This window comes from uncultured Arthrobacter sp. (assembly GCF_902805515.1).
In the GTDB taxonomy this organism is placed as follows: domain Bacteria; phylum Actinomycetota; class Actinomycetes; order Actinomycetales; family Micrococcaceae; genus Arthrobacter_D.
In genome coordinates this window covers 1-24,685 of record NZ_CADCTE010000095.1, presented here as the reverse complement: position 1 = coordinate 24,685, position 24,685 = coordinate 1, and the positions used below count along the sequence as shown (strand labels likewise).

The following is a 24,685-nucleotide window of genomic DNA, read 5'->3' as shown; positions in this document are numbered from 1 at the left end:
CGCTTCATCATCGAACGCTTCATCATCGAACGACGGCGGGCGGTCACCTACTGGTGGCCGCCCGCTGGTGTCCGGGCAGGAGGGTCTCCAGATGAGTGATGATCGCCTCCACCCCCACTTCGAAACCGAGGTCGGAGCGCCGTCCCTCCAGGGTGGCCAGTGCGAAGGCCTCGTGCAGGGCCGGTTGTGAGGCGGGATCAGCCACCCAGGCCGCCTCCGGGGACGCCCAGTCCAGGGTGGAGCCCAGCATGAAGCTGTCGAGCGCCGTGACGGCGACGACCACATCATTGGGCCCGAAGCCCGCCCCGGCGAACAGGGCGGCGAGCTGTTCATAGATATCGAGGGTGGCCTTGTCCGTCACTGCCTCACCAACCAGCAGCGGAATGGCCTTGGCGTGCTGGCCCAGCGCGCTGCGGTAGCTGCGCGCCCACGCCGCGGCGCGGTTCTGCCAGGCCGGGCCGGCGGTGAAGAAATCACCCGACGCCAGCGCGTCCGAGCCGATGACCGAACGGATCCCGTTGATGATCTCCGGGCGTCCCTGGACGTGGTGGTAGATGGAGGATGGGCTGACGCTCAGCCGCTGCGCCAGGCCGGGCAGGGTGAAGTCCCCAAACTCGTCAACCAGCTCAAGGGCTGCCCGGTAGATCTTCTCGGGCGACAGGATCGCCCGGCGTGGACGCCCCATGGTCCCTCCCGTCCTGGGGTGCGCTGCCGCACCTCCGCCGTCGTCCGTACCGGCGGAAGCCCCGCCGGCAGTTCCAGAACACGATCAGGCTCCGTGCCCGCCGGCAGTTCTAGAACACGATCACGCTCCGTGCCCGCTCGCCCCGGCGCATCGCCTCGAAGGCCTCATTGACCTCGTTCAGCTTAATCCGATGCGAGATGAGACGATCAACCGGCAGGCGCCCCGCGAGGAACAGCTGCGCCAGGCGGGGGAAATCCCGGCCGGGCACCGTGGAGCCATAGTTGGATCCAATCAGTGACTTTCCGCCCTCGGCAAGCGCCAGCGCGTCGATGGAAACGGGGGAGTCCTCGGGAGGAAGGCCAACGATCACGGCCTTGCCCCCCGCCGCGATCAGCGACGGAAGGGACTCGATGGTCTTGACCCGCCCGATGGCTTCGAAGGCGTACGAGGCCCCGCCGCCAGTCAGCCGGTGGATCTCCTCAGCGAGCCCGTCCGAGGGCGTGAGGGTATGGGTAGCCCCGAAGGCCTTCGCTGCCACGAGCTTTTCCTCGCTCAGGTCCACGGCGATGATCGGATTTGCTCCGACGAGCTGCAGCGCCATGATGATCGAGAGGCCAACCCCTCCGCTCCCCACCACGACGGCCGAGGTTCCGGCCTCGACTCCGGCGTCGTTCACAACGGCACCGAATCCGGTCGCGACGGAGCAGCCGATGAGGCTCGCGACGTCGAAGGGCACCTCGCGCGGGATGCGGATGGCCCCTGCCTCGGGGACCACTGCGTACTCGCTCATCGAACCGACGCTCAGGTAGGGGAACGCCCTAGCGCCGTCGAGGACGAGCGGGGTGCTGCCGTCGGGCAGCAGGCACTCCTCCGACCGGCTGCCAGTGCACACGTAGGACCTGCCCGAGACGCACGCCGTGCAGCGCCGGCAGGGGTAGAACCAGGAGAGGATGACGCGGTCGCCGACGGTGACATCGGTGACGCCCTCGCCGACCGCCTCGACGGTGCCGGCCCCTTCGTGTCCCATCACGGTGGGGGAGGGCAGGGTCCAGTCGCCGTCGAGCACATGGCGGTCCGACCCGCAGACCCCCGAGGCTCCCATGCGGACCAGGACGGTTCCCGGGGCGGGGTCGGCCACTTCGACACTTGTCAGGTCGAGGTCCCGCGTACCGGTCCGGTGCACCGCGGCGCGGGAGAGGCGGCTCATGCGCTTTCCTCAACCTTCACCGCGGCGGGTGCGTAGCCGCCGATACCCCGGCGGACATAGAGGGCCCGCGCCAGCACATAGTAGACAACCGCGCCCACGATGGCCGAGGGCAGGGACGCCGTGATGTAGCTGAAGACCGGCAGGGTAGTGAGCGTGACCGGGTTGTAGATCACCAGGTAGAAGACGGCCCCGGCGGCGACGGCGCCGAGCCCGGCCCAGTTGATTCCGCCGGAAAAGTGGTAGTCGCTGTCGCTGCGGTGCCGGTAGAGGTGCTCGAGTTCGACCCGCTGGCGGCGCAGCACGAAGTAGTCGGCGATGATCGCCCCGCACATCGGGGCCAGGAAGGCCCCGCTGAGGGTCACGAAGACCATGAACTGCTCGTACATGAAGCCCGGGAAGAAGGCGAGGATGGCCGGCAGGACGAAGAACGCGGCGCACAGCCACGCCCACCGCACCCGCGAGAGCAGGTTCCCGCTGGCCTGCCGGAGGGCAAGCACCGTCGAGTAGACGATGGAGGAGGTGCTGGTGATGTTGGCGAAGGCGATGAACAGCAGGATGAAGGCGCCGAGCAGGGGGCCGCCGAAGGGAAGCATCCAGACCGTCGGGTCGGAATCGCCGAGGGTCAGGGCCGCAGCCATGCCGACGATCTGCGCAATCAGGGTGGCGCCGAGCAGTCCGCCGTAGGAGGGCCACAGTGCCGCCCGCGGCGTCTTGGTCAGGCGGGCGAGCGAGCCCATCACGGGGTACCAGGACACCCCGACACCGGCGTTGAATTCCACGGCCAGGGCGAAGTTGAGCCGGTCGTCCTCGAACGGCGCCAGCGGCGCCGCCGTGAGGAGCGCTTCCCACGAGGTGTTGAGGACGAGGAAGATCATCAGGAACACCGTGACGACGATCAGGCCAGGTGCGATGAACTTGTTGAACCGCCCGATGGTCACCGGCCCGCGGGAGAGGATCCACCAGGAGACGGCGATGGCGACAAGCGCGAAGAACGTCACCATGAGGCTCTCCGGACCGAAGTCGGTCCCGAAGGTCGAATTCGACACCTGGGTGACGGCGCGCCCCACCATGATCGCGAGCAGCGACGACCAGCCCATCTCTGTGATCAGGATGACGGTGAAGACAAGGATGCCCACGCCGACCAGCCCGAACACCGGCCGGAGGATGGTGTACTGCTCGACGCCGTAGCGCTGGCTGGCCACGACGCTCGCGAGGATCATGAAACCGAGACCAATGGCGTTGCCGATCACCATGGCGGCGATGCCCTGCTGGAAGCCCACGAGGAGGGCCGTTGACCCGCCGACGAGGAACGCCCAGGTGGCGATGGCAAGGCTGATGTTGACGCCGGTGAAGTCGGATCCGTTCCAGATCCGTTCCTTGAGGAGCAGGGGGAGCGAGCCCAGCGATCCGCCGTTCGCGCCTTCAGCAGCAGGCGCCTGCCGCTCCCCGGATGTCCCGCTCACAGGACCAGCACCAGGAAGCCGAGCAGGGTAATGCCCAGGGCCACTGCGGTAAACAGGCCCAGGTCCCGTCCCGACAAGGCCTTCCGGGATGGATCGTTCTGCTCGTGCGCCGAGATTTCCGTGAGCCGCCGGCGTAGTTCGGCGGCCGTCGTGGTGTCAGCTGAATCCATTGTCCTCGCACTCCACTAATCGAATGTCATTCGGTTTTGGATCAATAGTTGTGCCTATCATGGGGGCTGTCAACGGATTTTGTTTCGAATTTTGGAGTGGCGCCCGGACCCGCGGACGCCCCCGGAGAGGAGGGGCCGTGCCGGCAATGGCAGTGCTGCAGGCCGCGGGAGCGGTCAACGCCGTCGAGGAGAACCTGCACCGCCTTAAGGGCTACGCCGCGCGCGCCGCGGAGCAGGGGGCGGAGCTCCTGGTGACCCCCGAGCTCTTCGCGACCGGCTACGCCCCGGCGCTCGTCGTCGATTCGGACGGGGAAGGCATCCGGGCCGAACTGGCCGACATCGCCCGCCGGCACCGCATCGCGCTCGTCGGGTCGACGGTCGAGGCCGCCGGGGAGGGCCGGCACATCACTGCCTCGCTCTTCGACCGGCAGGGGGCGGAGCTCACCCGGTACCGGAAATCGCACCTGTTCGGGCCCGAGGAGAAGTCGGTCTTTACCCCGGGAAACGACCTACCGGACCCGGTGCCCCTGCTGGGCCTCACGGTGGCCCTGGGCATCTGCTACGACATTGAGTTCCCGGAGTTCGCCCGCAGCGCTGCCCGGCGCGGCGTGGACCTGCTCTGCATCCCCACAGCGGTGCCCACGACCGGGGACGTGGGAGGGCGTCCGCCGGAACTGACCTACAACGCGGAACGGATCTCCACCCTGCTCGTGCCGGCCCGTGCCCTGGAAAACGGCCTCTACGTCGCGTACGCCAACCACACGAGCCCCGACTTCACCGGGTTCAGCAGCATCGCGAGCCCGTACGGCACCTTCCTCGGGCTCGCCGGCGGCGGGGAGGAACTGCTCGTCGCCGAGGTCGATCGGTCGGAGGTGGAGCGGGCACGCGGCCTGAACACCTACCTCACCTGCATGCGCCCGGCGCTGTACGGCTGATCCGGCCCGGCGCTGCCCTGCCGGCCCCGGCGCGGACATCGCGACGTCGGAACATTGGAACGACGTCTGAACATTGGAACGACGTCGGAACATTGGAACATCGGGAGCGACGGCGGGCGGCCACCCTTCGGTGACCGCCCGCCGTCATTTCGTCCTGCTGCGGACGCCTCGGAGATTACTCGGCGAGGGCCTTGATGACTTCCTTGGCGACATCCTCGCTTGACTGCGGGTTCTGGCCCGTAATCAGGTTCCCGTCCCGCACCACGGCGCTGCTCCACGCGGCCGAGGTCTCAAGGACCGCGCCCCGCTCGCGCAGCACGTCCTCGACGAACCAGGGGGTGTTCTCGCCGGTGCCGCCGGCGAGCTCCTCCTCGTTGGTGAACACGGTCATGCGCCGTCCGGCGAAGGCGAAGCCGCCGTCCTCGTCCACGGCGCTGAGCAGGCCGGCCGGCCCGTGGCAGAACGGTGCGATGACCTTGCCCGCGTTGTTGGTCTCCACGAGGATCCGGCCGAAATCCTTGTTCTCCGCGAGGTCGGCCATGGGGCCGTGGCCGCCGGGCATCACGACGCCGTCGAAGTCGGACGCGCTGACGTGCGCCAGGACCAGGGGGGAGGAAAGCTCGTTGTCGATGTCCGCGAGGTAGGAGCGGAAGTCCTCGGCCTTGGCGGCGCCGCCGATCTGCTCCGGGTCGAGGCTCGCCGCGTCAATCGTCGGCTTGACCCCGCCGGGGGAGGCGAGCTGCACCGCGTGCCCGGCCTCACGGAGGGTGCGGTGCGCGACGACGAGCTCTTCGGCCCAGACGCCGGTTGGGTGGGAGCTGCCGTCTTTCAGGGTGAGGGCGTCGGCGGACGATACGACCATCAGGATTCGGGCCATGGGTTGTACTCCTTCACGGGCGCGCCCGGCGGGCACGCCGATCGGTTGATTGGTGTCCTTGGAGACAGCCTACCCGGGCCGGTATTTATGCCTGGGTCAGCCTGGAGCGTCACCGGGCGGATTCGAGCTGCGCGTAGGTTGCGTCATCGAGCGCGATGCCGAGGGCGCCCATATTGTCCTCGAGGTGGTCGATGGAGCCCGTGCCCGGGATCGGCATCATCACCGGCGAACGGCGAAGCAGCCAGGCCAGGGCGACCTGGGAGGCGCTGGCATTCAGCCGCCGGGCTGCCTCGTCCACCGGGCCGCCGGGGAGGGCCAGTTCGCCGGCCGAAATCGGCGCCCAGGGGATGAAGCCGATCCCGTTCTCCGTGGCGTAGTCCAGGACGTCCTCCGAGGTGCGGTCGGTGAGGTTGTACCGGTTCTGCACGGTGGAGACGGTGAAGTACTTCTCCGCCTCCTTCAGCTGGTCCACCGTGACCTCGGACAGGCCGAGGGCCTTCACCTTGCCTTCCTGCTGGAGGTCGCGGAGGGTGGCAAACTGCTCGCCGGCGTCGACCTTGGAATCGATCCGGTGCAGCTGGAGCAGGTCGAGGGAGTCGACGCGGAGTTTGCGGAGGCTGAGTTCGGTCTGCTGGCGCAGGTATTCGGGACGGCCGACGGCGACCCAGCGGTTGGGGCCGGGCCGGGTAAAGCCGACCTTCGTGGCGATGCGCACGCCCTCCGGGTAGGGGTAGAGGGCCTCGGCCAGGATCTCCTCGCTGACGTCGGGCCCGTAGGAGTCGGCGGTGTCGATGAAGTCCACCCCGAGCTCGACGGCACGGCGCACGACGTCGATGGCAGTGCCTCGGTGTGCCGGCTCACCCCAGATGCCCGGGCCGGTGATGCGCATGGCGCCGAAGCCCAGCCGGTGGACCGTCCCGAGGTCCTTGAGGTCGATGGTCGGGGACAGAGTCGTGGACGGGTGTGGAGTATCAGTCATACTGCCGCAACGGCCGGGCCGCGCTGGTTGTTCCGCCCGGGGAGACCGGTGTCACTGGGGGCCTACGGCCTCAGGTCCAGCACCGGCATGCCTTCGCGGAGCTCCTTGAGCCTTTGCGCATGGCGCTGCAGTGCCTCGTCCTCATCGGTGGCGGGCGTATATGCCGGCACCGGGACGGCGCGGCCGTCGTCGTCCAGGGCCACGAAGACACTCAGGCACTGTGCGGCGAGATGCATCACCTGGTCCTTCGGGTCGGCGGCACGCACGCGCAGTCCGATGTGCATGCTCGAGGTTCCGGTCATCAGCAGCCTCGCCTCGATCTCGAGGAGGTGGCCCACCGGGATGGGCCGGTGGAAGTGGATGCCGCCGGCGTAGACGGCAGCGGTGTTCTGCCGGCACCATCCGGTGGCGCAGGCGAAGGCCGTCTCGTCGATCCAGGCCATCACCGTGCCGCCGTGGGTCTTGCCGCTCCAGTTCGCGTCGGTGGGCGCCGTGAGGAACCGGAAGATCATCTGCGGCCCGGACCCGGCCGCGGTGTAGGTGGTGCGGGCCACCTCCTTTTTGATCTCCGACCGGATCGGGATGCGCTCCGCGGCCGCCGCATGGAAGGCGCGTTCCTCATCGGTTGAGGGGGTCCATTCGGGCACGCGCCGCGGGGCGCCGGCGTCGTCGACGGCGACGAACACGAGGAGGCACTCGGTGGCCTCCTCGTACCGGCCGGAGCGGGGGTTCGCGGAGAGGACGCTGACCAGGATGTGCATGCTGGTGCTGCCGGTGTAGATCAGCTTGGCATGGGCCTCGATGAGGCTGCCGGCGGGGATGGGCCGGGTGAACCGGACGTCCCCGACGTAGGCGGTGACGCAGTAGCCGCCGCTCCAGCCGACGGCACAGGCGAACCCTGCCTTGTCGATCCACTCGAGCACCCGGCCGGCCTGCACGGTGCTGCCGCCGACGGCGACGTCGGTCGGGGCGGCGAGGAAGCGCAGGACCATGGTGCCGCGGGAGCTCATCGGTTCATCCACTGCCCCCGCTCACCCCTTCCCAACCGCCGAGAGGGCACGTGCGACGGCGGCGATCGACTGCTCGACGTCGTCCTCGTCGGTGGACCAGTTGCTGACGGAGATCCGCAGCACCGCCCGGTCGTGCCAGCGCGATCCGGACATCCAGGCCGTTCCTTCGGCGAGCAGGTTTTCGGTGACCCGCCGGGTGCGTTCGTCGTCCCCGAAGCTCACGCAGACCTGGGTGAAGGCAACGTCGTTGAGGATCTCGGCCCCGGGAAGCCGGCCGATGCCGTCGGCCAAGGCACGGGCGTGCCGGGCGAGCCTCTCGACGAGGTCGACGGTGCCGGAGCGGCCGAGGGAGCGCAGGGCGGCCCAGACCGGAACGCCGCGGGCCCGCCGGGACAGCTCCGGAACCTTTTCCAGCGGGTCGCCGGGGCCCGAGACATCGGCGATGAGGTAGCTCGTGTGTACCCCGAACACCCCGCGCATCACCTCGGGCCGGGCGACGAACGCCACCCCGCAGTCGTAGGGGACATTGAGCGTCTTATGGGCGTCCGTGGCCCAGGAGTCGGCCGCTTCGATGCCGGCCAGCTGCCCCCGGTAGTGCGGGCTTGCCGCGGCCCACAGGCCGAAGGCGCCGTCGACGTGGACCCAGGCCCCCCTCGCATGGGCGACGGCGACCGCCTCGGTCATTGGGTCGGACGCCCCGGAGTGAAGGTTGCCTGCCTGAAGGCAGACGAGGGCGGGGCCCTCGCCGGCGTCCAGAGCCGCCGCAAGGGCATCGGGCCGAAGGCGGCCCTGGGCATCCGCCTCGACCACGGTCGGGGCACCGAGCCCGAGGTAGCGCACGGCAAGGTCAATGACGTCGTGCCGTTCGGCTCCGACGAAGACCCGGACGCGGGGGCCTCCGGCGAGACCGTCCCGGTCGAGGTCCCAGCCGGCCCTGTCGAGGACGACCTGGCGCCCGGCGGCCAGGCCGACGAAGTTCGCCATGGTGGCCCCGGTGGTGAACCCCACGCCGCTTCCGGCCGGGAGGCCGAGCAGCTCCAGCAGCCATCCCCCGGCGGCCTCCTCGGCGGCCACCACGGCCGGGGTGGCGAACCGCAGCCCCGCGTTCTGGTCCCATGCGCTCACCAGCCAGTCGGCGCCGAGCGCCGCCGGAAGGGTGCCGCCGATGACCCAGCCGAAGAACCGGCCCGACGGCATGGCCATCAGCCCCGGCTCGGCGAGCAGGGCAAGCTCATCGATGACCCGAGCGGGATCCGTGGGCCCCTCGGGCAGGGGAGCGGCGAACTGCGCGGCGAGTTCGTCCGCCGTACGCCCGGGCGGCAGAGCGCGCGTAGGGACTGACGCGAGCCACTTCTCAGCGTGAACCCTCGCCCTCTCCAACGCGTCGCCATAGACGTCCGGCCGGGCCGACATGCCGCCACCTTAGCAGGGACCGCCGCCCGTGCCGAGGCCTCGACCGGGCTTCCCGGGGTGCCCACCGTCAGGTGAGATCCCCGACCCGCTGCTGCGCCTGCTCCACCTCCTCCTGTGCGGCCTCCGCCGCACGTTCGGCTGCGTCTTTCGCGCGCCCGGCTTTGGCGGCTTCGGCGTCCAACCCATCCAGCTCGCGCTGCAGCACCCCCAGCCGCTCCTGAAGGTCCTCGATGGAGGCCGCAAGCCCCTCGCGCTTCACCGCGATCCGGTGCGCGCGCTTCTGCAGCGCCTCGGCCTCCCCGGCCGCCCGCTGGGCGGCGGCCTCGGCCTCCGAAAGGTCGGCCTGGGCCTGCGCCAGCCGCGCCGCGCGCTTCGGATCATCGGCCGGCCGGCTCTCATCCCCGGCATCGCCACCGGCTTCAAACGGGTCCTCAAACGGCCCGGCGACCGCCCCGGCCAGATCCACCGGCTCCCACCCCGAGACCTCGAGCGGGCGGACCAGCCGGCCGGTGAGGACGGCCGCCGCCGCGCCCGGATCGGTCATCGCCGCCCGAAGGGTCCCCTCCACCTCCGGCAGGGCGGAGGCTCCGACCCGGTGGCCGAGTCCGGCGGCGAGGTCAAGGCTCTGCCGTGCGATGCCGGCCAGGAGGCGCTGCCGCTGCTGCCCCAGCGCGTGAAGGCGGGCCCGGTCGGTGGTCTCCTGGGCCTCGCGCAGGGATTCGCCCAGGGCAAGCACCTGCTCGATCTCCTCCCGCTGCCGGTCGACCAGGAGGTTCACCAGCCAGGCCGCCGTCGAGGCCTTCCGAAGCTTCCGGAGTGCACCGCCCAGGTCCTTGTCCCCGGCCGCAGCGGCCTCCTTCGCCCGGTCGTCCCGGGCACGGGTGAACTCGTCAAGGGGCAACGCGTACAGCTCGGCTGCCGCTGAGGCCAGATCCATGTGTCATGCCTCTCGGGAGGGAGTCGGGGATGCCAACACTGGCAAAGACATCACCGTTGGGCAAGGGTGCCGCCATGCCGGACGGCTCCGTGCGAGGCACAGGACGTGAACGGTTGGTTGCCGTCCGCACCCGCCGCTATCGCAAACACTGAAGTACTCCTATGATGAGCGTGTTCGGCTGATTTCGAGCAGGACAGATGGGGGGCGGAATGGTCTTCCCGGCGCATTTCCGGTCCAGGAAAGAAGGGCTGAACACATGAACGAGGAAGACCTCCGACGCATCCGCATTGCCGCAGCAGACAAGGAGGCTGCGGCCTTCGAACTCGACCACGCCTCACTGACCCTTGAGGAGGCTGTCGTCGAGGCGCTGCGCCACGGCGAACATCCGGCCCTCATCGCCGAGGCCGCAGACCTGCCCGAGCCCGAGGTGGTCGGGCTGTCGGGTGCGCCGGCGGGTGCCAAGGAAATCCAGCCCGAGTGAAGCCGCCGTTCTCCTCCGGATGCCTGGGAGGGAAAGAAGGCCACGATGGCACTTGTTAGAAAAGCTACCTATATGCTTTCCTAATGGTTTCGACGAACGCTGTTGAGTCGAGTCCGGTCCCCGCCACCCCCTCACACAGACAGAGCAGATCACATGCCCAACAAGAGCAGACTCACCCCGGAGGAGCCGTTCCCCGACGACCTGACGGAGCTCAGGGACGAGTCGGTCGAGGTCCTGCACAGCAAGATCCACCGCGAGATCGATGCTGAGTACGACGAGCTGGGGGAGCTTGTTCCGGAGACCGAGTTTCGCCTCGAGGAGCTGACCGAGGAACTTGACCGCAGGGACGAGGACGCGGAGCTGGAATCCCGGCCCGTCGCCGAGGTGACCGTCCTCAAGACCCCGGATGGGGACGCGGAAGAGGCCGAAGCCTGATTCGCCGGGCCTAGGCGGGCCGGCGTCCCGGGTGGCCGCCGGGCGGGCGTGCCGCTCAGGCAGAACCGCGAAGGACCAGGGATGTGCCCAGCCGGGTGACCCGTTCGACCGGGCGGCCCTCAATCAGGGCCACAAGCTTCTCCGCCATCCGTGCGCCCAGGCCGGTCACCGGATGGTGGACTGTCGTCAGGGCCGGGGTGAGCGCCGCCGCGAACTCGTCGTCGTCGAACCCGACGACCGCCACATCCCCGGGAATCCGCAGCGAGTGCGACGCGAGGATCGAGTACGCGCCGGCGGCCATCTGGGCGCTCGCCACGAACAGCCCATCGATCGGGGCGCCGCGGGCGAGGAGCCGGCGCATCGCCGCCGCCCCCGAGGCGGGGGTGAAGTCCCCGAACTCGACCCTCGAGGAATCAAGCCCGGCACCGGCCAGTGCCCTGCGCCAGCCGGCGAGCCGGTCAATTCCGGCGGGCATGTCCTGCGGGCCGGCGATGGTGGCGATGTTCCGCCGCCCCCGCGAGAGCAGGAGGTCCGTGGCGGCGGCCGCGCCCGGCTCGTTCTCCACCTCGACGTAGTGGCTCCCGGCCTCTCCCACCAGCGGGCGGCCGGCGAAGACGACCGGCAGGGACCCGCTCACCCGTGCCCAGGAGTTGTCCCCGCTGTGATGGGACACCACGAGGGCCCCGTCCACGTTCCCGCCCAGCAGGTAGCGCCGGGTCTTCTCGGGTGAGGACTCCGAGGACAGGATCATGGTGAGGGTGTACTCGGTTTCCGCAAGGTAGCCGGCGATTCCCTCGATGACCGAGGCGAAGAAGGGGTCGGTGAAGACCTTCGAGGTCGACTCCGGGAGCACCAGCGTCACCGCCTGGGTCCGCCGGCTGGCCAGCGAGCGGGCGGCACGGTTCGGGACGTAGTTCAGTGCCGCGATGGCATCCCGGACCGCCCGTGCGCGCTGCGGATCGACCGCCGGGGAATCGTTCACCACCCGGGAGACGGTGGCGCGCGAGACTCCGGCCAGCGCCGCCACCATTTCGAGGGTCGGCGCCGGCCGGGCCCGGCCCGGATCGCGGTGTGTCACAGGGCGGCAGCCTACCCGGCCGGCCGGTCCTGCGCCTCGGCTGGCGCGGCGGCCGGATCGGAGCCCGAATGCGCGGCGGCGATCACCCGGCCGTAGGCGTGGCCGCTGTCCTTGATGGTGCGGGCCAGGGTGTCGTAGTCAACGCGCACGATGCCGAACCGTTTGCCGTAACCCCACGACCATTCAAAGTTGTCGAGCAGGGACCACACAAAGTACCCCCGCACGTCGGCGCCCTCGTCGATGGCCCGCCCCACGGCGTCGATATGGTCTCCGATGAACCGGGTCCGCTCGGCGTCGTGGATGGCACCATCGGCACTGACCTCGTCGTCGTACGCCGCACCGTTCTCCGTGATGTACAGCGGGGGGAGGGTTTCGTACTCCCTGCCCAGGCGCACCAGCAGGTGCCGCAGCCCGTCGGGGTTGACCTCCCAGTCCATGGCCGTGCGCGGCAGGCCGCGGCTGGGGAAGGTGATCCACTCGGCGCCGATCCAGGGCGACGCCGCCGGCCGCTCCGCGCCGCCTGAATGTCCGTCGCTGCCCGAGAGGTCGGGGTGTCCGCTGATGAGGTCATCGTGATAGTGGTTCACCCCGAGGAAGTCCAGCGGAGCCCCGATCACCTCAAGGTCGCCCGGCTGGATGAGCTCGGCCAGCCCGAACGGTTTCAGGTCCCGCAGGGAGTCCTCGGGATAGGCGCCACGGAGGATCGGGTCGATGAAGATCCGGTTCTGCAGGGAATCGAAAAGGCGCGCCGCTTCGAGATCGACCGGGTCGGACGGGTCCTTCGGGATCGAATTGCTGAGGTTGAGGGTGATGCCAAGGTGCGCGGCGCCGCGGTTGCGCAGCTCCGCCACGGCCAGGCCGTGTGCCAGGTGCTGGTGGTGCACGGCGGCGATGGCGGCGCGCGGCTCCTGGCGGCCCGGGGCATGCACCCCGGAGCCGTAGCCGAGCAGTGAGGAGCAGAACGGCTCGTTGAAGGTCGTCCAGTGCTTCACGCGGTCGCCGAGGGCCTCGTAGACGTCGGTGGCGTACTCGACGAAGCGGTAGGCGGTGTCGCGGTTGGCCCACCCGCCCTTCTCCTCAAGCGCCTGCGGCAGATCCCAGTGGTAGAGGGTCAGCCAGGGCAGGATGCCGGCGTCGAGCAGTTCATCGACGAGCCGGGAGTAGAAGTCGAGTCCCTCCCGGTTCACGGCGCGGTCCCCGGGGCGCACGCGGGCCCAGCTGGTGGAGAACCGGTAGGAGTCGAGTCCGAGTTCCCTCATCAGGCGGACATCCTCGGGCATGCGGTGGTAGTGGTCCACAGCGGTCTCGAGGTTCTCCCCCTTCGCAACGGCGCCGGGGATGCGGGCAAAGGCGTCCCACACCGAGTCCTCCTTGCCGCCTTCATGGCCGGCCCCCTCCACCTGGGCAGCGGCGGTAGCCGAACCCCAGAGGAAGCCCTGCGGCCAGTTCGTGCGGAAGTGTTCCTGCTGAGACATGGGCCCTTACCTGCTCCTTGAATGGGTTGCGGAAAAACGCCGTGCTGCCGCAGAGAGCGCTCTCACGGGGTGGGTTGAGTCTAGGAAGGCGGGGGCGGAAGTGTCAAAGGAGGGGCAGATCGTGCGATTTGTCCAGCGCCGGCGTAAACCCGATCCCGTAGGCCCGGCGGCAGCGACCGGGTTTAATGGCAGGACCTGCCCGCGGTATCCAGGAGGAGAAGATGAGCGCTGTGTGTCCATCGTGCGGATCGAGTCTGCTGGAGCTTCCGGAGAGCCAGTGGCCGGCGGCCGGACCCGTCCCGGAGGGGGCGGTCGCCGTCTACCAGTGCGAGGGCAATCACCGGGTCATCGTCGCCGAGCCCGCGGTCCAGGCCTAACGTCCCTGGGAGTGGGACTGGCGGTCGCGGATGATCCTGTCGATCTCGTCGCGCAAGGCAACCGCCTCCTCCATGGTGAGTTCGAGTTCGGCGGACTGCTCCACCCAGCCGATCTTCAGCACCTCGTCGCCCCCGGTGCCCGAAAGCCCCACCGCAAGTGCCCGTCCGCCCACCCGGCTGACATCGCCGATCACCATTTCCCCGCCGTCGTCCTCCGCGATTGCCATGCTGTCCGCTCCTTGTGCGAGTGTCCGCCGCCGCCCCCGGGGCCCTCGGATGGGGGCTGAGGTCATCATCCTACCCAGAGGGAATCCGCGGAATGAAGGGTCTTGAAAGTTATGGCCGGGAATACATCGCAGGCTTAGCATTGAGGCGTGACCGGTGGGTATTCGACCTGCGGGCACAACCAACCAGGGAGTGCGCCATGGGCTTGAGCAACCGACTTATCAACGCTGCGGGACGACTGGCGGGCCGCGGCACCACGGGGACCACGGGCACCCGCGGGACCCGAGGTACGGGCGGAGTAGGACGCGGCATGGGCGGCGCAGGGCGCGGCATGGGCCGCACCACCGGCCGGGGCGGCATGAGCAGCGGTTCGCGCGGCGGACTCGGCGGAATGATCCGGGGGATCCTGGGCCGGCGGTAGGCACCGGCCGGCTGCCCGGTCCGGGTCCATGCCGGAGAGGTCCCGCCGGGCGTCCCGGGCCCATCCCGAAACCGCAGCAGGCACGAAGGGCCGCCGCGGAGTAGGTTGGTGCGATGCAGACACCTGAACTCCCGCACGCCCCGGAATTCGATCCGGATTCATTCGAACCCCAGCCGGAGGAGCTGCTCGCCGCTGCGATCGGGAAAATCGAAGGCGAGATCGCCGAGCTCCAGTTTGACCGGTTCACCGCTGCCGACGCGCTCGCACTCGGACTCCGGCTTGTGGAACTGGGGACCGAAAGGGATCTCCCAATCGCCATCGACATCCGCCGCGGCGACCACACGGTCTTCCACGTCGCCCTGCACGGCGCCACCTACGACAACGACCTGTGGGCCGCGGCCAAGAGCCGCACCGCGATGCGGTACGCGGAGCCGTCCCTGCTGGTCGGGCTGCGGGCGCGCCGGGGTGGCGGAAGGCCCGAGGACAATCCGATGCTCGATCCTGCACTCTACGCCGCCCATGGCGGAGCGTTTCCCTTGTATGTGCGCGGTGTGGGGCCGGTGGCCGTCGTGACGGTGTCCGGGCTGCCTCAGGTCGCCGACCACGACCTGGTGGTCGAGGCGCTGCGGTCATGGCAGCACGAGGCGGGTTGAGCGAGGCGGGTTGAGCGAGACCGGTTGAGCGAAGCGGGCCGCGGGCTTGTGGCCGTGCCCGGGCGTGGAGTGAACCACGCGCCGGGCACGGTCAGAGGCGGGAACGGATAGGTTCCGTCGTCTCATCGCTTCCCCCACGGAGCGGTGAGTCGTGCGCCCCAACGAAGCCTAAGCACAGCCGGCGTTAAAAACAAACCATTCGACCGGTTTCACTCCTCCGGCGTTCCGCGGACGAGTCCAACGAGCCGCCCGATCTCCTGCTGATGCTCCTGGGCGAGGATGCCGGGGAGGAAGGCCGCCCACATTTCCTCGATACGCTCCATGAGGTCCCGGCGCCCGGCGAGGATGCTGGAGACCATCTGAATGCCTGCGACCGAGGCCACCAGAAGCCGGGCAAAGGACCCCGGGTCGACCTCCGCATGCAGCCAGCCCTCATCCCGCGCTGCGCGGGTCATCGACTCCAGGGCCTCGGTCCAGTGCAGGTAGGGCCCCGCCACATCCTGGCCGAAAGCCGATGCCTCGAAGGTCAGGCGGATTCCGGCGCGGACGATCGGCTCCTTGAGGCTGTCCTGCCCGAAGCCTCGAATGATGAGGATCATCGACTCAAGCGGCGGGCGGCCCTCAGCAATAATGGCGGCCGAGCGCTCCATCCCACGGGCATGCTGGGCCGCAATGACAGCCCGCGCCAGTTCGTCCTTGGAACGGAAGTGGAAGTACAGCGCGCCCTTGGTCACCGAGGCCTCCTCCGCGACACGCGCGAGTGAGGCCATCCCATACCCTTCTTTTTCGAAGACCGCAGCGGCCCCGGCGAGGATGGACTCGCGGGTCGCCCGTGCCCGCTGCTGGATCATGCCGGCTCCCTGGGGCCGGGCGGGATGCCCGGTGGGCGGACCTGCTGCACCAGCTGTCCTCCGGACATTTCGAGGTTGGATCCCATGTTGTGCCCTTCCTTCAGGCCGGATGGTTGGTGCGCTCCCACCATGGTTCTTGGACGGCTTTTGTCGCTCGTTCCGGCAAAAGCACCAGATATACGCCGGGTTAGATACGGGTTAGCATGCCATTAACATCCGTCCTAAGGCGCAGCGCAACGCTGTGCCGACGCACGGGCACGACGGCGGGTGGCCGGTGCTTTCGGGTGTGACAGGTAGAGGGGGACTACGTCATGCATCTACGCCATGGGCCGCGTTTCGGCGGCGGCGAACTGCCGGAGGAGCTGTTCATCAAGGCGATGGCCGCGACCTCGGAAATTTCCTTGATCACCGATGCTTCGGAGCATATTCAGCATGTCTCGGAGTCCTTCACTGCCATCACCGGGTACACGGCCGATGAGGTGCTGGGGCGGAACTGCCGGATGCTTCAGGGGCCGGGCACCGACGTCGAGACCCGGGCCGCCATCCGGCTTGCACTCGACGCCGGTGAGCCCTTCCGCGGTGAAATCCTCAACTACCGGAAGGACGGGTCGGCGTTCTGGAACATGCTCAGTATCACGCCCCTGACCTCCGAGTCGGGGGAGCTCACCCACTTCGTGAGTGTCCAGCGCGACATCAACACCCGCATGGCGCTCCATGAACAGCTCCGCTTCCAGGCGCTCCACGATCCCGTCACCGGATTGCCGAACCGCCTGGCGATGAACAACCACCTCGCGGACATTCTGGCGGGCGGGCCCCGGTCCGAAATCACTGCGGCCGTGGGCATGATCGATCTCGACGACTTCCGCGTCGTGAACAACACCTTCGGGCACGAGGCGGGGGACCTGCTGCTCAAGGAGTGGGCGGCGCGGATCCAGGCGCAGCTGCGCGATGAGGATTTCCTCGGCCGGATGGGCGGGGACGAGTTCGTCCTGATCCTCAGCGGTATCAGCCGCGGCGCTCCGGAAGCGGGCCTCACCCGGGTCCTGGAGCGGCTGTCCTCCGCCGTCGAGGTGCCCTTCAGCATCGATGGGCGCAGGGTGACCATCGGGATGAGCATGGGGCTCGCCCTGTTTCCAGAAGACGGCTTCGACACCGCTTCCCTGCTCAAGAGCGCCGATGAGGCCCTCTATGAGGTGAAGACCCGCAAACACGGGCGGCGCCGATGGTGGGAGCTTTCCGCCGAGGTCTCCCCGGCACCGGCCGGGGCCTTCGCCGGTGCTGCAGGCGCCGCCTCCGCCGGCGCCGCAGAGGGGGTGGATCCCGCCGATACGGCCGGGGAGGAGGCCGCGTGGGCCCGCGAGCGGCGGCGCGATGCCCTCTACGGTGGAGGACTGTCCATCTGCCTTCAGCCCGTCATCGACCTGCGGGACGGCTCGGTGCACCTGTTCGAGGCCCTGGCCCGCCTGACCCTTCCCAACGGGACGGTGCTGGAGCCCGCCGGGTTCGTCAAGGACCTGGGCACCTTCGACCTGGACCACCTCTTCTCCACGGTCCTTGAGCAGTCCCTTGCGCAACTGGCCGAGTGGGACCGGCAGGGGCTGAACTACAGCGTGTCGGTCAACCTGCCGCCCACCACCCTTCTCGATCCGGCCTCACCCGCCCTGATCGGCAGCGCCCTGACCCGCCATGGAATCGCGCCCCACCGGCTCGGCCTCGAACTGCTCGAATCGCAGACCCTTGAGTGGGACATCCAGCGGGAGGCCCTCAGCCAACTGGTCCGGCTGGGGGTCGGCCTCGCCATGGACGACCTCGGCGCGGGATACAGCAGCCTCAAGCGGCTGTCGTCGCTGCCGTTCAACGCCATCAAGCTCGACCGCGATCTGCTCGCGGACATCCGCACCAAGCCGCCCGAGACGCTCAGCCTGATCGCGACCCTGATCCAGATGGGCAGGGATTTCGGCATGAACGTCGTGATCGAAGGGATCGAGGACGAGGGGATTGCCGAGGCGGTGGCGGTCCTCGGAGCGCCTCTGGGTCAGGGCTTCCACTTCAGCCCCCCGCTGGCACCCCAGGACGCCGCGGCGTGGGTCGAGCACTTCCGCCTGCCGGCGCGCAACGGTTCGCTCCGCACGTGCCTTGGGGCGTTGGCCTACCACTGGCAGTTCGCCCGACTGGGTTCGCCCCACCCCCGCGCCCTGGCCGAATGCCCCCTGAGTCGATTCCTTGCCTCTCGCGGCAGCAGCGCCGACGTGGACCGATGGCACATCCAGCAGCATGATCCACGGGCGGCACACGCCGGCGCCGGACGGCTCCTCGTGGACTGGCTGGTGCGCGAGATCCGCACGACCGCCGAGCCGGCCGGGCCGCGGCTGGAACTGCTGGCCTGAGCCTGTGCAGGTCGCAACGCCCGAGCGGCTCGGGGCCCGAGTCTCGAAGCCCTGAGCCCCGAACGCCTGAGGCCTGAGGCCTGAGCGTGTGCGGTCCGAGGTCTGGGGCCCGGGCGCCTGAACACCCGGGGCCGGTGCGGGCGGCACCCCGCCGCCGGGCAGGCGACGGGGTGCCGAAAGGTCAGGGCCGCCCGCCGTCCGCGGATCCGCCTGGGGCCGGCGGTGACACGGCGCCGCCGTTCGCGGAGACGCGCGGGGCCGACCCCGCGCCCTTCAGGATGTCGCCCAGCAGGGTGATGACATCGAGGCCGGTGGTGTCCTTGATCAGCTGGGTGGTCTGCTGCACGCCGGTCGACACATCCCGGCTGAGCTGGCCGGCGCCGTCGTTGGACACAACGGTCATCGTCTTGATCGCCGCAAGCGGAGCGGCGACCTCCCGCGCCATCGCGGGCAGGACCTCAAGGACCTTGCTCAGCACGGCCGCTTCGTTGAACTTCTCGTAGGCTTCGGCCTGCGCCGCGATGCCGGCGGCCTCTGCCTTGCCCCGGGCCTCGGTGGATTCCGCCTCCGCCTCGCCGCGTGAACGGATCACTGCCGCCTCGGCGCGCCCGCGCGCCTCCTGCACGGCCGCTTCGGCGGTTCCCCGTGCCGTGTTCGCGGCGGCGTCTGCCTCCGCCGCAACCCGGTCGCCTTCGGCGTTGAGCTTGCGCTTGGCCAGTTCCACCCGTGCCTCGATCTCGGTCGCCTCCGAGGCCCGCCGCCGCTCCTCGAGCCTGGCATCGGCCTGCTGGATCAACCTGTACTTCTCGGCGTCCGCGGGCTTGCGGACCTCCGTGTCGAGCTCGCGCTCGCGCAGTTCGGCGCGCCGTTGGGCGACCTGCTGCTCGCGGATGATCACCTGCTCGTTCTGTTCCGCCACGGCGAGGGGCCCGGCCGCGTCCGCCCGCGCCTGGCGGGCGTCGGCAACTTCCTTCAGTTCAGCACGCTTGATGATGAGCTGCTGGTGCGCCAGGGCTACCTGCTCGTCGGAGATTGCGCGGGCCTGCTCCGATTCCTGGACCGACCGGGCCTCCGCAATTTTAGCGTTTTTCTCGGCCAGTGCGGCCTCCGGGCGGCCAAGGTTTTTCAAATAGCCTGAATCGTCGTCCACAGACTGGATCTGAAAAGTGTCGATTTCGAGACCCTGATTGTGCATTGAGTGTTCGGCTTCTTCCTTCACGCTCTTTGCAAAGGTGGCCCGGTCTTTGATAATCGATTCGACTGTCAGTGTGCCCACAATAGAGCGGAGCGACCCGGAAAGGGTTTCCTGGGTGTAGTGGTCAATGGCCTCCTGCTGGTTGAGGAACCGTTGGGCCGCCTTGCGGACGGCGTCGGCGTCGCCGCCCACCTTGACCTGCGCCACCCCGGTGAGGTGCAGTTTGATCCCGTTCTGCGAGATTCCCTCGATCTTGAGCGAGACCTGGCGGGAGGCCAGGGAGATGGGGTAGGCGCGCTGGGAGAACGGATTGATGAAGATCCGCCCGAAGACCACACGCTGGCTGTCGGGGTCGGGCTGGCCCTTGCTGTCTTTCGACGAGATAATCAGGGCCTGGTCAGGGCTGGCAATATGGAGCGCCATGCGGGCAAGAATGACGCCGACGACGGCGAGGACAAGCACAGCCGCGACGATGAGGATAATTGGAATAAGAGTGGGATCCATGGTGGCCCTTTCCGCGGGCACTGGGCAACGAGCCGCGGAAAAAGGTCCCGCGTTCCACTCCTGATCTTAGGGATGAAAACGTTTCTTGCATCCCCAATCTGCCGAACTCTTTAGCCGGCCCGGCTAATTCAGAGGAAGCCGTGCATATTCTTCGATACTGCGGTCCGCAAGCCAGTCCACAAGCCGCGCCCCAGGCTCCGGGGCGTCCGCGGCCGGACCGTGCTGGAGGCCGTGCCAGTCAAAGGCCGGCGACCCGGGCTCGGCGTGCGCGTCCAGGAACGCCGTGAGCGGGCACTGGTCCTGTGGCCCGGGATGGGGCGAGCGCAGCCGGGTGAACTGCCACGTGTACGCGAGGGCGCCAAGGAAGGTGTCCAGCCCGCCGTCGGCGCCGCGCGGGGCAAAGACCTCAACCCAGGCGGGGACGTCCCCCGGTTCCAGGGGAGGGGCCAAATGGTATCCCTGTCCGAAGGGCGGTGCGAGGATCCGTGCAGCCTCGGTCAGGGCAGCGTCCTCAAGGCCTTCGATGATGACGTCCCAGTCAAGGTCGCGGCCCATCTGGACGAGCATTGCGAGGATCGTCAGCGTACGCACGGGCCGTGTCCTCAGCTGGGCCGTCAGCGCGCCATCGATCTTCACCGCGCTGAAAGGCAGCACGGACAACCGCTGAAGACTGCTGTAGCCCGACCCGAGGTCGTCCATGGCGAGGCAGACGCCCAGGGTCCGGAGGTTCGACAGCGCGGCCACCTGAACCGGGGAGGTGATCGCACCGGTTTCGAGAAGTTCAAGGACGAGCCGGTCCGGCGCGATGCCGTGCCGTTCGAGGGTAGAGGCGACCCACCCGGCACACTCCGGATCGAGCAGGGTGGAGGGGCTGAGGTTCACGCTGACCCGGAAGGCACGCCCCGAGCGGTCCCAGCGGGCGAGGTGGGACAGGGCCTGCTCGAGCGCGTCCCGGAAGAGCTGGTCAACGTCCCGCGGGGCCAGCGCCGGCAGGAAGTCAGCCGGTCCCATCGGAGGGTGGCCTTCGATGCTGACCCGCGCGAGCGCCTCCAGGAGGTCCACTTCTCCCGTCCGGAGGTCCACAACGGGCTGCAGGACCAGTGACAGTGTCCCCGCCGGGCCGCGCGGGCCGGGGGCTGGATCTCCCGTCTGCGGCGCTGGGCTTTGCGGAGGCTGCACGGTTGCGGATGCGCCGGGCTCGGGGTGCGGAGATGGATCACCGGGGTGCGGTACCGGATCGCCGGGTTCGGCGAGGCGCCACCACTGCCGGCCGGGGCTTCCCTCGACCGGTCTATCGGAGAGGGCGGCCTCCGCCCGCCGCCGGGAGTCGCCAAACCCGTCGCGGCCGGCGCGGTGCAGCGCCAGCCCCATGCTCAGTCCGACGTCGACCGAATTCCCTCCGCCGAGCGGCACCGAAGTTTCAACGGCACGGTGGAGCCGAGCGGCGACGGAGCCGATCTGCCGGTGCGCCTCGGCGTCGTCGATGCCCGCGATCAGGAGAACGAACTCGTCTCCGCCGATCCGGGCGAGGAAATCGGTGGTGCGAAGGTTCGACTTCAACCTCTGTGCCATCTCGCGCAGGAGGGCGTCTCCGGCGTCGCGGCCGAACGTCTCGTTGACGTGGCGGAAATTGTCGAAGCGAATCACCCCAAGCGCCACGTCCGTGGCGGCTGGTGCGGCGCCCAGCCGCTGTTCGAGGCCGCTGCGGTTGGGCAGCCCGGTCAGCGGGTCGTGAAGGGCGAGGAAGCGCAGTTCCTCCTGCAGTGCCACCTGGGCGGTGATGTCACGCTGGATGCTGACGAAGTGGGTGATCCTGCCGTCGTCGTCGCGCAGCGGTGAAACGGTGAGTGCGTTCCAGAACGGTGAACCGTTCTTGCGGTAGTTGAGGATATTGCCCCGAAAGGTCTCCCCCCGCTGAAGGCGGCTGCTCATGGCGGCAAGCGTGACGCGGTCCGAACCGGGGCCCTGGAGGATCCGGCAGTTCTTCCCGAGAAGTTCCTCGGAGGTGTAGCCCGTGATGGCCGTGAAGGCGGCGTTGGCGTACACGATGTCCTGGGCGGCGTCCGTGATCAGGGAGCCCTCTGAGACCGCGTTCAGGGCGTGGCCGAGCAGTGAGTCCGGCAGGGCGGGCGGGCCCGGTCCGTCGTCGCCGTCCCCGCCCGGGCGCGGCGGTTCATCCCCGACGGGACCGCCGGCCGGGGGAGTTGTACCGGTTGCCTCCGCGGCGCGGCCGGCGCGCAGCCGCACCTCGAGGTCGGTCAGCGCCTGATGGTGGGAATCGAGGACCCAGCGCCAGGAGTCGGTTGGCGCGCCGGCGGCGAGGCCCGCCAGTCCTGTCGCGGATCCGAGCCCCCACTCCTGGGCGACGGCGGCCAGCTCGACATCCCGCGCCAGGCGGATCAGCCCGAGTTCCTTGCGCAGGTCGGACTCGGCGCGCGGTGCTTCCGCCGGGCCCTGGGCGGAGTCCCGGGGCGGTGCCAGCGCCTGGCCGGTCGCCGCAAGCAGTTCCTCAAGCACCCGCCGCTCCTGCCACAGGGTGACGGTCAGTTCAGTGATGCCCATGGCACACCGACCCCTGCAGCCGGCGCCGAACGCCGATGCGCCCGGACATCAGGAGGGGAACCTTCGCTGCGGCGTGGAGCATGGTTGCATGGTGAACCTTCGCTGATCGCTGTGCATCGGTGCAGCGCGAGCCGGGCCCACGACCGCCCCTCAGGTGAGCCGGACGGTGGCCACCTGCGCCGACTATAGCAGGGCGGGCGCGCGGGACCTGGAAGGTGCGGCGCACGCGCGGAGGGCCCTCATGCGGGCGGCGTCCCGGGTTTCGAGACCGCCCTCCGGGACCGGGACCCCGGGACCGGGCGCGGGCTCGCGCGGCCCGGGCTCACTGGCCCGGGATATCCGGGCCAGCGATTCCGGGCCCGTGATTCCAGGCCAGTGATTTCCACGCCCGCGGTTCGACGCCTGCGATTTCCAGGCCCGCGCGCGTGGATGAAAGACTTGGCCCACCACCCTACCCACCAGGAGCGCCCGTGCGATCACTTCGGCTTGGTCCGGACTTCCTTGCCCGCACCTCGTCCGTCTGGATCTTCTTCGCGCTGATCCACGCGGGGTTCCTCGCCCGGCTGATGCCCTTCATCCTGTCCGGGGGAGTGCTCAGCGACATCAACATTTACCGCGGCTGGGCCTACCAGGCCCTGGACGACGGCATCTGGCAGGGCATTTCCACCGCCTGGGTCTATCCCACCGGAGCCATCGTGCCCATTGTCGCCGCCACGGCCCTCGGCCCGGAGCTGTACCAGCTGACGTGGTTCGGCATCTTCGCAGCCCTCAACGCGGCCGGCACCGCCGCCCTGCTTCGCCGCGGCACGCCGCACGGCCCCCGGGCGGCGTACTGGTGGCTCGCTGCCACGGCACTGCTCGGCCCGGTCGCGGTGGGACGCCTCGACGGGCTGACCGCCCCCGTGGTGATCGTCGGAATCCTGCTCCTCGCGGCGCGGCCGGTCCTTGCCTCCCTCCTGCTCAGCGCCGCGACCTGGGTGAAGGTCTGGCCCGCCGCCGTCGTACTGGCCGCGGTCATCACCTGCCGCAGCCGTCTTCGGATCGCGCTCGCGGGTGCCGGACTGTCAGCGGGCATCGCCGTCGTCGTCGCCGTCTTCGGTGACCTCCGCAACCTCACCGGCTTCCTCGGCGCCCAGGGCGCGCGTGGAATGCAGCTCGAGGCGCCGCTGTCGACGCCCGGCGTCTGGCAGGCGATCACGGGCACCTCGGGCGCGTACTTCTACGAGGACAAGATCATCAACACCATGGAGGTGAGGGGGGCGCTGAGCGGTCAGGTCTCCGCCCTGATGGGCCCGCTGCTGGCCCTGGCGGTGCTCGGAACCGCCGCGCTGGTCGCCGTCGGGCTCCGCCGTGGAGCGCGCCCCGGCCCGCTGCTGGCCACCGCCTCGCTCGCCCTGGTGACCACGCTCGTCGTGTTCAATAAGGTCGGTTCACCCCAGTTCATGCTCTGGATCGCCGCGGCGATCGCGGCAGGGCTGGTGCTCGATACCGCAGGGGGCTGGCGGCTCCCGGCGGCGGCGATGCTCCTGACCGCGGCGCTCACAACGCTCGTCTACCCGATCTTCTACGACGAGCTGCGGTACGGGCTGAACCCGGCCGTCGCGCTCCTGCTGACGCTGCGCAACCTCCTCGTGGTGGGCATCTTTGCGTGGTCGGTGCGCAGGCTCTGGCGCATGAGCCGGAGGACGGCGGGGGCGCCCTCCCGGGCCGGCCTGCCCGAGTCCGCCTAGGCCCGTACGCGGGGCCCGGTACCGCACCGCACCTCAGCCGTGCCCGGGTTCCCCCGTGACACGGTGGTCGGCATGGTTGAGGCCCTCCCGGACCAGCCGCGCCAGATGGCCGTCCGTGATGCTGTAGATCACGCGGCGGCTCTCGCGGTGCGTGCTGACGAGGCCGGCCAGACGCAGCTTCGCCAGGTGCTGGCTGACCGAGGTGCGGCTCACCGCCGTGCGCGGGCGCCGCGCGGCCACGTGCTCCCGGGCCCGGTGCGCGATCTGCCGGACCGCCGCCGGCGACTTGCCGACTGCCTCGGCGATCTCGTCGTACGGCACGTCGAACACCTCGTGCAGCACCAGGACGGCGCGCTCCGTGGGGGCCAGCGTCTCGAGAACGGTGAGCATCGCCATGGAGACGCTCTCGGCGAGCTCGACGTCCTCGGCCACGTCGGGGCTGGTCAGCAGGGGCTCGGGCAGCCACTCGCCGACGTAGTCCTCGCGGCGGCGGGCCACGGTGCGCAGCCGGTTGAGGGCCTGCCGGGTGACGATCTGCACCAGGTAGGCCCGCGGCTCGCGCACCGCCGCCTGATCCGCGTCCGCCCACCGCAGCCAGGTCTCCTGCACGACGTCGTCGGCGTCAGCGGCCGAGC

General features: G+C 69.4%; 24 protein-coding genes. 8 read left to right on the top strand and 16 right to left on the bottom strand.

Annotated features, from left to right (window positions below; genetic code table 11):
- Positions 1-43: 43 nt before the first annotated feature.
- The 4 genes from QZX79_RS08290 to QZX79_RS08275 form a co-directional block, all read right to left on the bottom strand.
- Positions 44-685, bottom strand: coding sequence for a TetR/AcrR family transcriptional regulator C-terminal domain-containing protein (locus QZX79_RS08290; RefSeq protein ID WP_294567450.1), 642 nt, complete (start codon positions 683-685; stop codon positions 44-46).
- Between the two features lie 109 nt (positions 686-794).
- The gene (locus QZX79_RS08285; protein WP_294567448.1) at positions 795-1,892 is read right to left on the bottom strand and encodes an alcohol dehydrogenase catalytic domain-containing protein; all 1,098 of its coding nucleotides are present in this window, start codon (positions 1,890-1,892) and stop codon (positions 795-797) included.
- Positions 1,889-3,355: a cytosine permease gene (locus tag QZX79_RS08280; protein ID WP_294567446.1), complete on the bottom strand. Its 1,467-nt coding sequence runs from the start codon at positions 3,353-3,355 to the stop codon at positions 1,889-1,891. The genes QZX79_RS08285 and QZX79_RS08280 overlap by 4 nt, the downstream gene beginning before the upstream one ends.
- Entirely contained in the window at positions 3,352-3,525 is a 174-nt protein-coding gene (locus QZX79_RS08275; protein WP_294567444.1) for a hypothetical protein, read from the bottom strand. The genes QZX79_RS08280 and QZX79_RS08275 overlap by 4 nt, the downstream gene beginning before the upstream one ends.
- 146 nt (positions 3,526-3,671) lie before the next feature.
- On the opposite strand from QZX79_RS08275, the gene QZX79_RS08270 reads away from it, so the two are divergent.
- Entirely contained in the window at positions 3,672-4,460 is a 789-nt protein-coding gene (locus QZX79_RS08270; RefSeq protein ID WP_294567487.1) for a nitrilase-related carbon-nitrogen hydrolase, read from the top strand.
- Positions 4,461-4,635: 175 nt separating this feature from the next.
- Here the strand turns inward: QZX79_RS08270 and QZX79_RS08265 are convergent, their stop codons facing one another.
- The 5 genes from QZX79_RS08265 to QZX79_RS08245 all read right to left on the bottom strand — a co-directional run bounded on the left by QZX79_RS08265 (position 4,636) and on the right by QZX79_RS08245 (position 9,676).
- Entirely contained in the window at positions 4,636-5,337 is a 702-nt protein-coding gene (locus tag QZX79_RS08265; protein ID WP_294567442.1) for a type 1 glutamine amidotransferase domain-containing protein, read from the bottom strand.
- Positions 5,338-5,446: 109 nt separating this feature from the next.
- A complete protein-coding gene (locus QZX79_RS08260) occupies positions 5,447-6,316 on the bottom strand; it encodes an aldo/keto reductase (RefSeq protein WP_294567440.1) in 870 nt (289 codons plus the stop codon).
- Between the two features lie 62 nt (positions 6,317-6,378).
- A complete protein-coding gene (locus tag QZX79_RS08255) occupies positions 6,379-7,326 on the bottom strand; it encodes an acyl-CoA thioesterase (protein ID WP_294567438.1) in 948 nt (315 codons plus the stop codon).
- A gap of 21 nt (positions 7,327-7,347) precedes the next feature.
- Positions 7,348-8,739, bottom strand: coding sequence for an aminotransferase class V-fold PLP-dependent enzyme (locus tag QZX79_RS08250; protein ID WP_294567436.1), 1,392 nt, complete (start codon positions 8,737-8,739; stop codon positions 7,348-7,350).
- 67 nt (positions 8,740-8,806) lie between these two features.
- Positions 8,807-9,676 (bottom strand): hypothetical protein, encoded by an 870-nt coding sequence (locus QZX79_RS08245; protein ID WP_294567434.1) that lies wholly within the window; start codon positions 9,674-9,676, stop codon positions 8,807-8,809.
- A gap of 256 nt (positions 9,677-9,932) precedes the next feature.
- Here QZX79_RS08245 and QZX79_RS08240 point away from each other — a divergent pair, with 256 nt between their 5' ends.
- Complete coding sequence (locus tag QZX79_RS08240; RefSeq protein ID WP_120167147.1) at positions 9,933-10,157, top strand: hypothetical protein; 225 nt, start codon at positions 9,933-9,935, stop codon at positions 10,155-10,157.
- A 153-nt stretch (positions 10,158-10,310) separates the two neighbouring features.
- Entirely contained in the window at positions 10,311-10,592 is a 282-nt protein-coding gene (locus QZX79_RS08235; RefSeq protein WP_294567431.1) for a hypothetical protein, read from the top strand.
- A 55-nt stretch (positions 10,593-10,647) separates the two neighbouring features.
- Here the strand turns inward: QZX79_RS08235 and QZX79_RS08230 are convergent, their stop codons facing one another.
- Together QZX79_RS08230 and QZX79_RS08225 are read right to left on the bottom strand one after the other, a co-directional pair.
- Entirely contained in the window at positions 10,648-11,622 is a 975-nt protein-coding gene (locus tag QZX79_RS08230; protein WP_294567485.1) for a LacI family DNA-binding transcriptional regulator, read from the bottom strand.
- Positions 11,623-11,681: 59 nt separating this feature from the next.
- Complete coding sequence (locus QZX79_RS08225) at positions 11,682-13,145, bottom strand: GH1 family beta-glucosidase (protein ID WP_294567429.1); 1,464 nt, start codon at positions 13,143-13,145, stop codon at positions 11,682-11,684.
- Positions 13,146-13,366: 221 nt separating this feature from the next.
- Here QZX79_RS08225 and QZX79_RS08220 point away from each other — a divergent pair, with 221 nt between their 5' ends.
- Complete coding sequence (locus QZX79_RS08220) at positions 13,367-13,522, top strand: hypothetical protein (protein ID WP_294567427.1); 156 nt, start codon at positions 13,367-13,369, stop codon at positions 13,520-13,522.
- Here QZX79_RS08220 and QZX79_RS08215 read toward each other — a convergent pair.
- A complete protein-coding gene (locus QZX79_RS08215; protein WP_294567424.1) occupies positions 13,519-13,749 on the bottom strand; it encodes a hypothetical protein in 231 nt (76 codons plus the stop codon). The genes QZX79_RS08220 and QZX79_RS08215 overlap by 4 nt on opposite strands.
- Before the next feature lie 203 nt (positions 13,750-13,952).
- Between QZX79_RS08215 and QZX79_RS08210 the strand changes: the two genes are divergently transcribed.
- Both QZX79_RS08210 and QZX79_RS08205 read left to right on the top strand, forming a co-directional pair.
- A complete protein-coding gene (locus QZX79_RS08210) occupies positions 13,953-14,168 on the top strand; it encodes a hypothetical protein (protein WP_294567421.1) in 216 nt (71 codons plus the stop codon).
- Between the two features lie 113 nt (positions 14,169-14,281).
- Complete coding sequence (locus QZX79_RS08205; RefSeq protein ID WP_294567417.1) at positions 14,282-14,821, top strand: heme-degrading domain-containing protein; 540 nt, start codon at positions 14,282-14,284, stop codon at positions 14,819-14,821.
- A 209-nt stretch (positions 14,822-15,030) separates the two neighbouring features.
- Here QZX79_RS08205 and QZX79_RS08200 read toward each other — a convergent pair whose 3' ends face one another.
- Positions 15,031-15,672: a ScbR family autoregulator-binding transcription factor gene (locus tag QZX79_RS08200; protein WP_294567414.1), complete on the bottom strand. Its 642-nt coding sequence runs from the start codon at positions 15,670-15,672 to the stop codon at positions 15,031-15,033.
- 311 nt (positions 15,673-15,983) lie between these two features.
- Here QZX79_RS08200 and QZX79_RS08195 point away from each other — a divergent pair, with 311 nt between their 5' ends.
- The gene (locus tag QZX79_RS08195; RefSeq protein ID WP_294567411.1) at positions 15,984-18,059 is read left to right on the top strand and encodes a bifunctional diguanylate cyclase/phosphodiesterase; all 2,076 of its coding nucleotides are present in this window, start codon (positions 15,984-15,986) and stop codon (positions 18,057-18,059) included.
- A 181-nt stretch (positions 18,060-18,240) separates the two neighbouring features.
- Here the strand turns inward: QZX79_RS08195 and QZX79_RS08190 are convergent, their stop codons facing one another.
- Positions 18,241-19,758: a flotillin family protein gene (locus tag QZX79_RS08190; protein ID WP_294567408.1), complete on the bottom strand. Its 1,518-nt coding sequence runs from the start codon at positions 19,756-19,758 to the stop codon at positions 18,241-18,243.
- A 123-nt stretch (positions 19,759-19,881) separates the two neighbouring features.
- On the bottom strand, positions 19,882-22,320 hold the full coding sequence (locus tag QZX79_RS08185) for a bifunctional diguanylate cyclase/phosphodiesterase (protein WP_294567406.1): 2,439 nt from the start codon (positions 22,318-22,320) through the stop codon (positions 19,882-19,884).
- Between the two features lie 470 nt (positions 22,321-22,790).
- On the opposite strand from QZX79_RS08185, the gene QZX79_RS08180 reads away from it, so the two are divergent.
- On the top strand, positions 22,791-24,050 hold the full coding sequence (locus tag QZX79_RS08180) for a glycosyltransferase 87 family protein (RefSeq protein ID WP_294567404.1): 1,260 nt from the start codon (positions 22,791-22,793) through the stop codon (positions 24,048-24,050).
- A gap of 33 nt (positions 24,051-24,083) precedes the next feature.
- Here QZX79_RS08180 and QZX79_RS08175 read toward each other — a convergent pair.
- A partial coding sequence (locus tag QZX79_RS08175; RefSeq protein WP_294567401.1) for a sigma-70 family RNA polymerase sigma factor occupies positions 24,084-24,685 on the bottom strand: 602 nt, incomplete at its 5' end.

Excerpts from the sequence above, each read along its gene's own strand:
- QZX79_RS08240 (WP_120167147.1), top strand. The coding sequence starts at position 9,933 with ATGAACGAGGAAGACCTCCGACGCATCCGCATTGCCGCAGCAGACAAG.
- QZX79_RS08225 (WP_294567429.1), bottom strand. The coding sequence starts at position 13,145 with ATGTCTCAGCAGGAACACTTCCGCACGAACTGGCCGCAGGGCTTCCTC.
- QZX79_RS08250 (WP_294567436.1), bottom strand. The coding sequence starts at position 8,739 with ATGTCGGCCCGGCCGGACGTCTATGGCGACGCGTTGGAGAGGGCGAGG.
- QZX79_RS08275 (WP_294567444.1), bottom strand. The coding sequence starts at position 3,525 with ATGGATTCAGCTGACACCACGACGGCCGCCGAACTACGCCGGCGGCTC.
- QZX79_RS08185 (WP_294567406.1), bottom strand. The coding sequence starts at position 22,320 with ATGGGCATCACTGAACTGACCGTCACCCTGTGGCAGGAGCGGCGGGTG.
- QZX79_RS08215 (WP_294567424.1), bottom strand. The coding sequence starts at position 13,749 with ATGGCAATCGCGGAGGACGACGGCGGGGAAATGGTGATCGGCGATGTC.
- QZX79_RS08235 (WP_294567431.1), top strand. The coding sequence starts at position 10,311 with ATGCCCAACAAGAGCAGACTCACCCCGGAGGAGCCGTTCCCCGACGAC.
- QZX79_RS08285 (WP_294567448.1), bottom strand. The coding sequence starts at position 1,892 with ATGAGCCGCCTCTCCCGCGCCGCGGTGCACCGGACCGGTACGCGGGAC.
- QZX79_RS08200 (WP_294567414.1), bottom strand. The coding sequence starts at position 15,672 with ATGATCCAGCAGCGGGCACGGGCGACCCGCGAGTCCATCCTCGCCGGG.
- QZX79_RS08195 (WP_294567411.1), top strand. The coding sequence starts at position 15,984 with ATGCATCTACGCCATGGGCCGCGTTTCGGCGGCGGCGAACTGCCGGAG.
- QZX79_RS08290 (WP_294567450.1), bottom strand. The coding sequence starts at position 685 with ATGGGGCGTCCACGCCGGGCGATCCTGTCGCCCGAGAAGATCTACCGG.
- QZX79_RS08230 (WP_294567485.1), bottom strand. The coding sequence starts at position 11,622 with ATGGTGGCGGCGCTGGCCGGAGTCTCGCGCGCCACCGTCTCCCGGGTG.
- QZX79_RS08270 (WP_294567487.1), top strand. The coding sequence starts at position 3,672 with ATGGCAGTGCTGCAGGCCGCGGGAGCGGTCAACGCCGTCGAGGAGAAC.
- QZX79_RS08220 (WP_294567427.1), top strand. The coding sequence starts at position 13,367 with ATGAGCGCTGTGTGTCCATCGTGCGGATCGAGTCTGCTGGAGCTTCCG.
- QZX79_RS08255 (WP_294567438.1), bottom strand. The coding sequence starts at position 7,326 with ATGAGCTCCCGCGGCACCATGGTCCTGCGCTTCCTCGCCGCCCCGACC.
- QZX79_RS08245 (WP_294567434.1), bottom strand. The coding sequence starts at position 9,676 with ATGGATCTGGCCTCAGCGGCAGCCGAGCTGTACGCGTTGCCCCTTGAC.
- QZX79_RS08265 (WP_294567442.1), bottom strand. The coding sequence starts at position 5,337 with ATGGCCCGAATCCTGATGGTCGTATCGTCCGCCGACGCCCTCACCCTG.
- QZX79_RS08190 (WP_294567408.1), bottom strand. The coding sequence starts at position 19,758 with ATGGATCCCACTCTTATTCCAATTATCCTCATCGTCGCGGCTGTGCTT.
- QZX79_RS08205 (WP_294567417.1), top strand. The coding sequence starts at position 14,282 with ATGCAGACACCTGAACTCCCGCACGCCCCGGAATTCGATCCGGATTCA.
- QZX79_RS08260 (WP_294567440.1), bottom strand. The coding sequence starts at position 6,316 with ATGACTGATACTCCACACCCGTCCACGACTCTGTCCCCGACCATCGAC.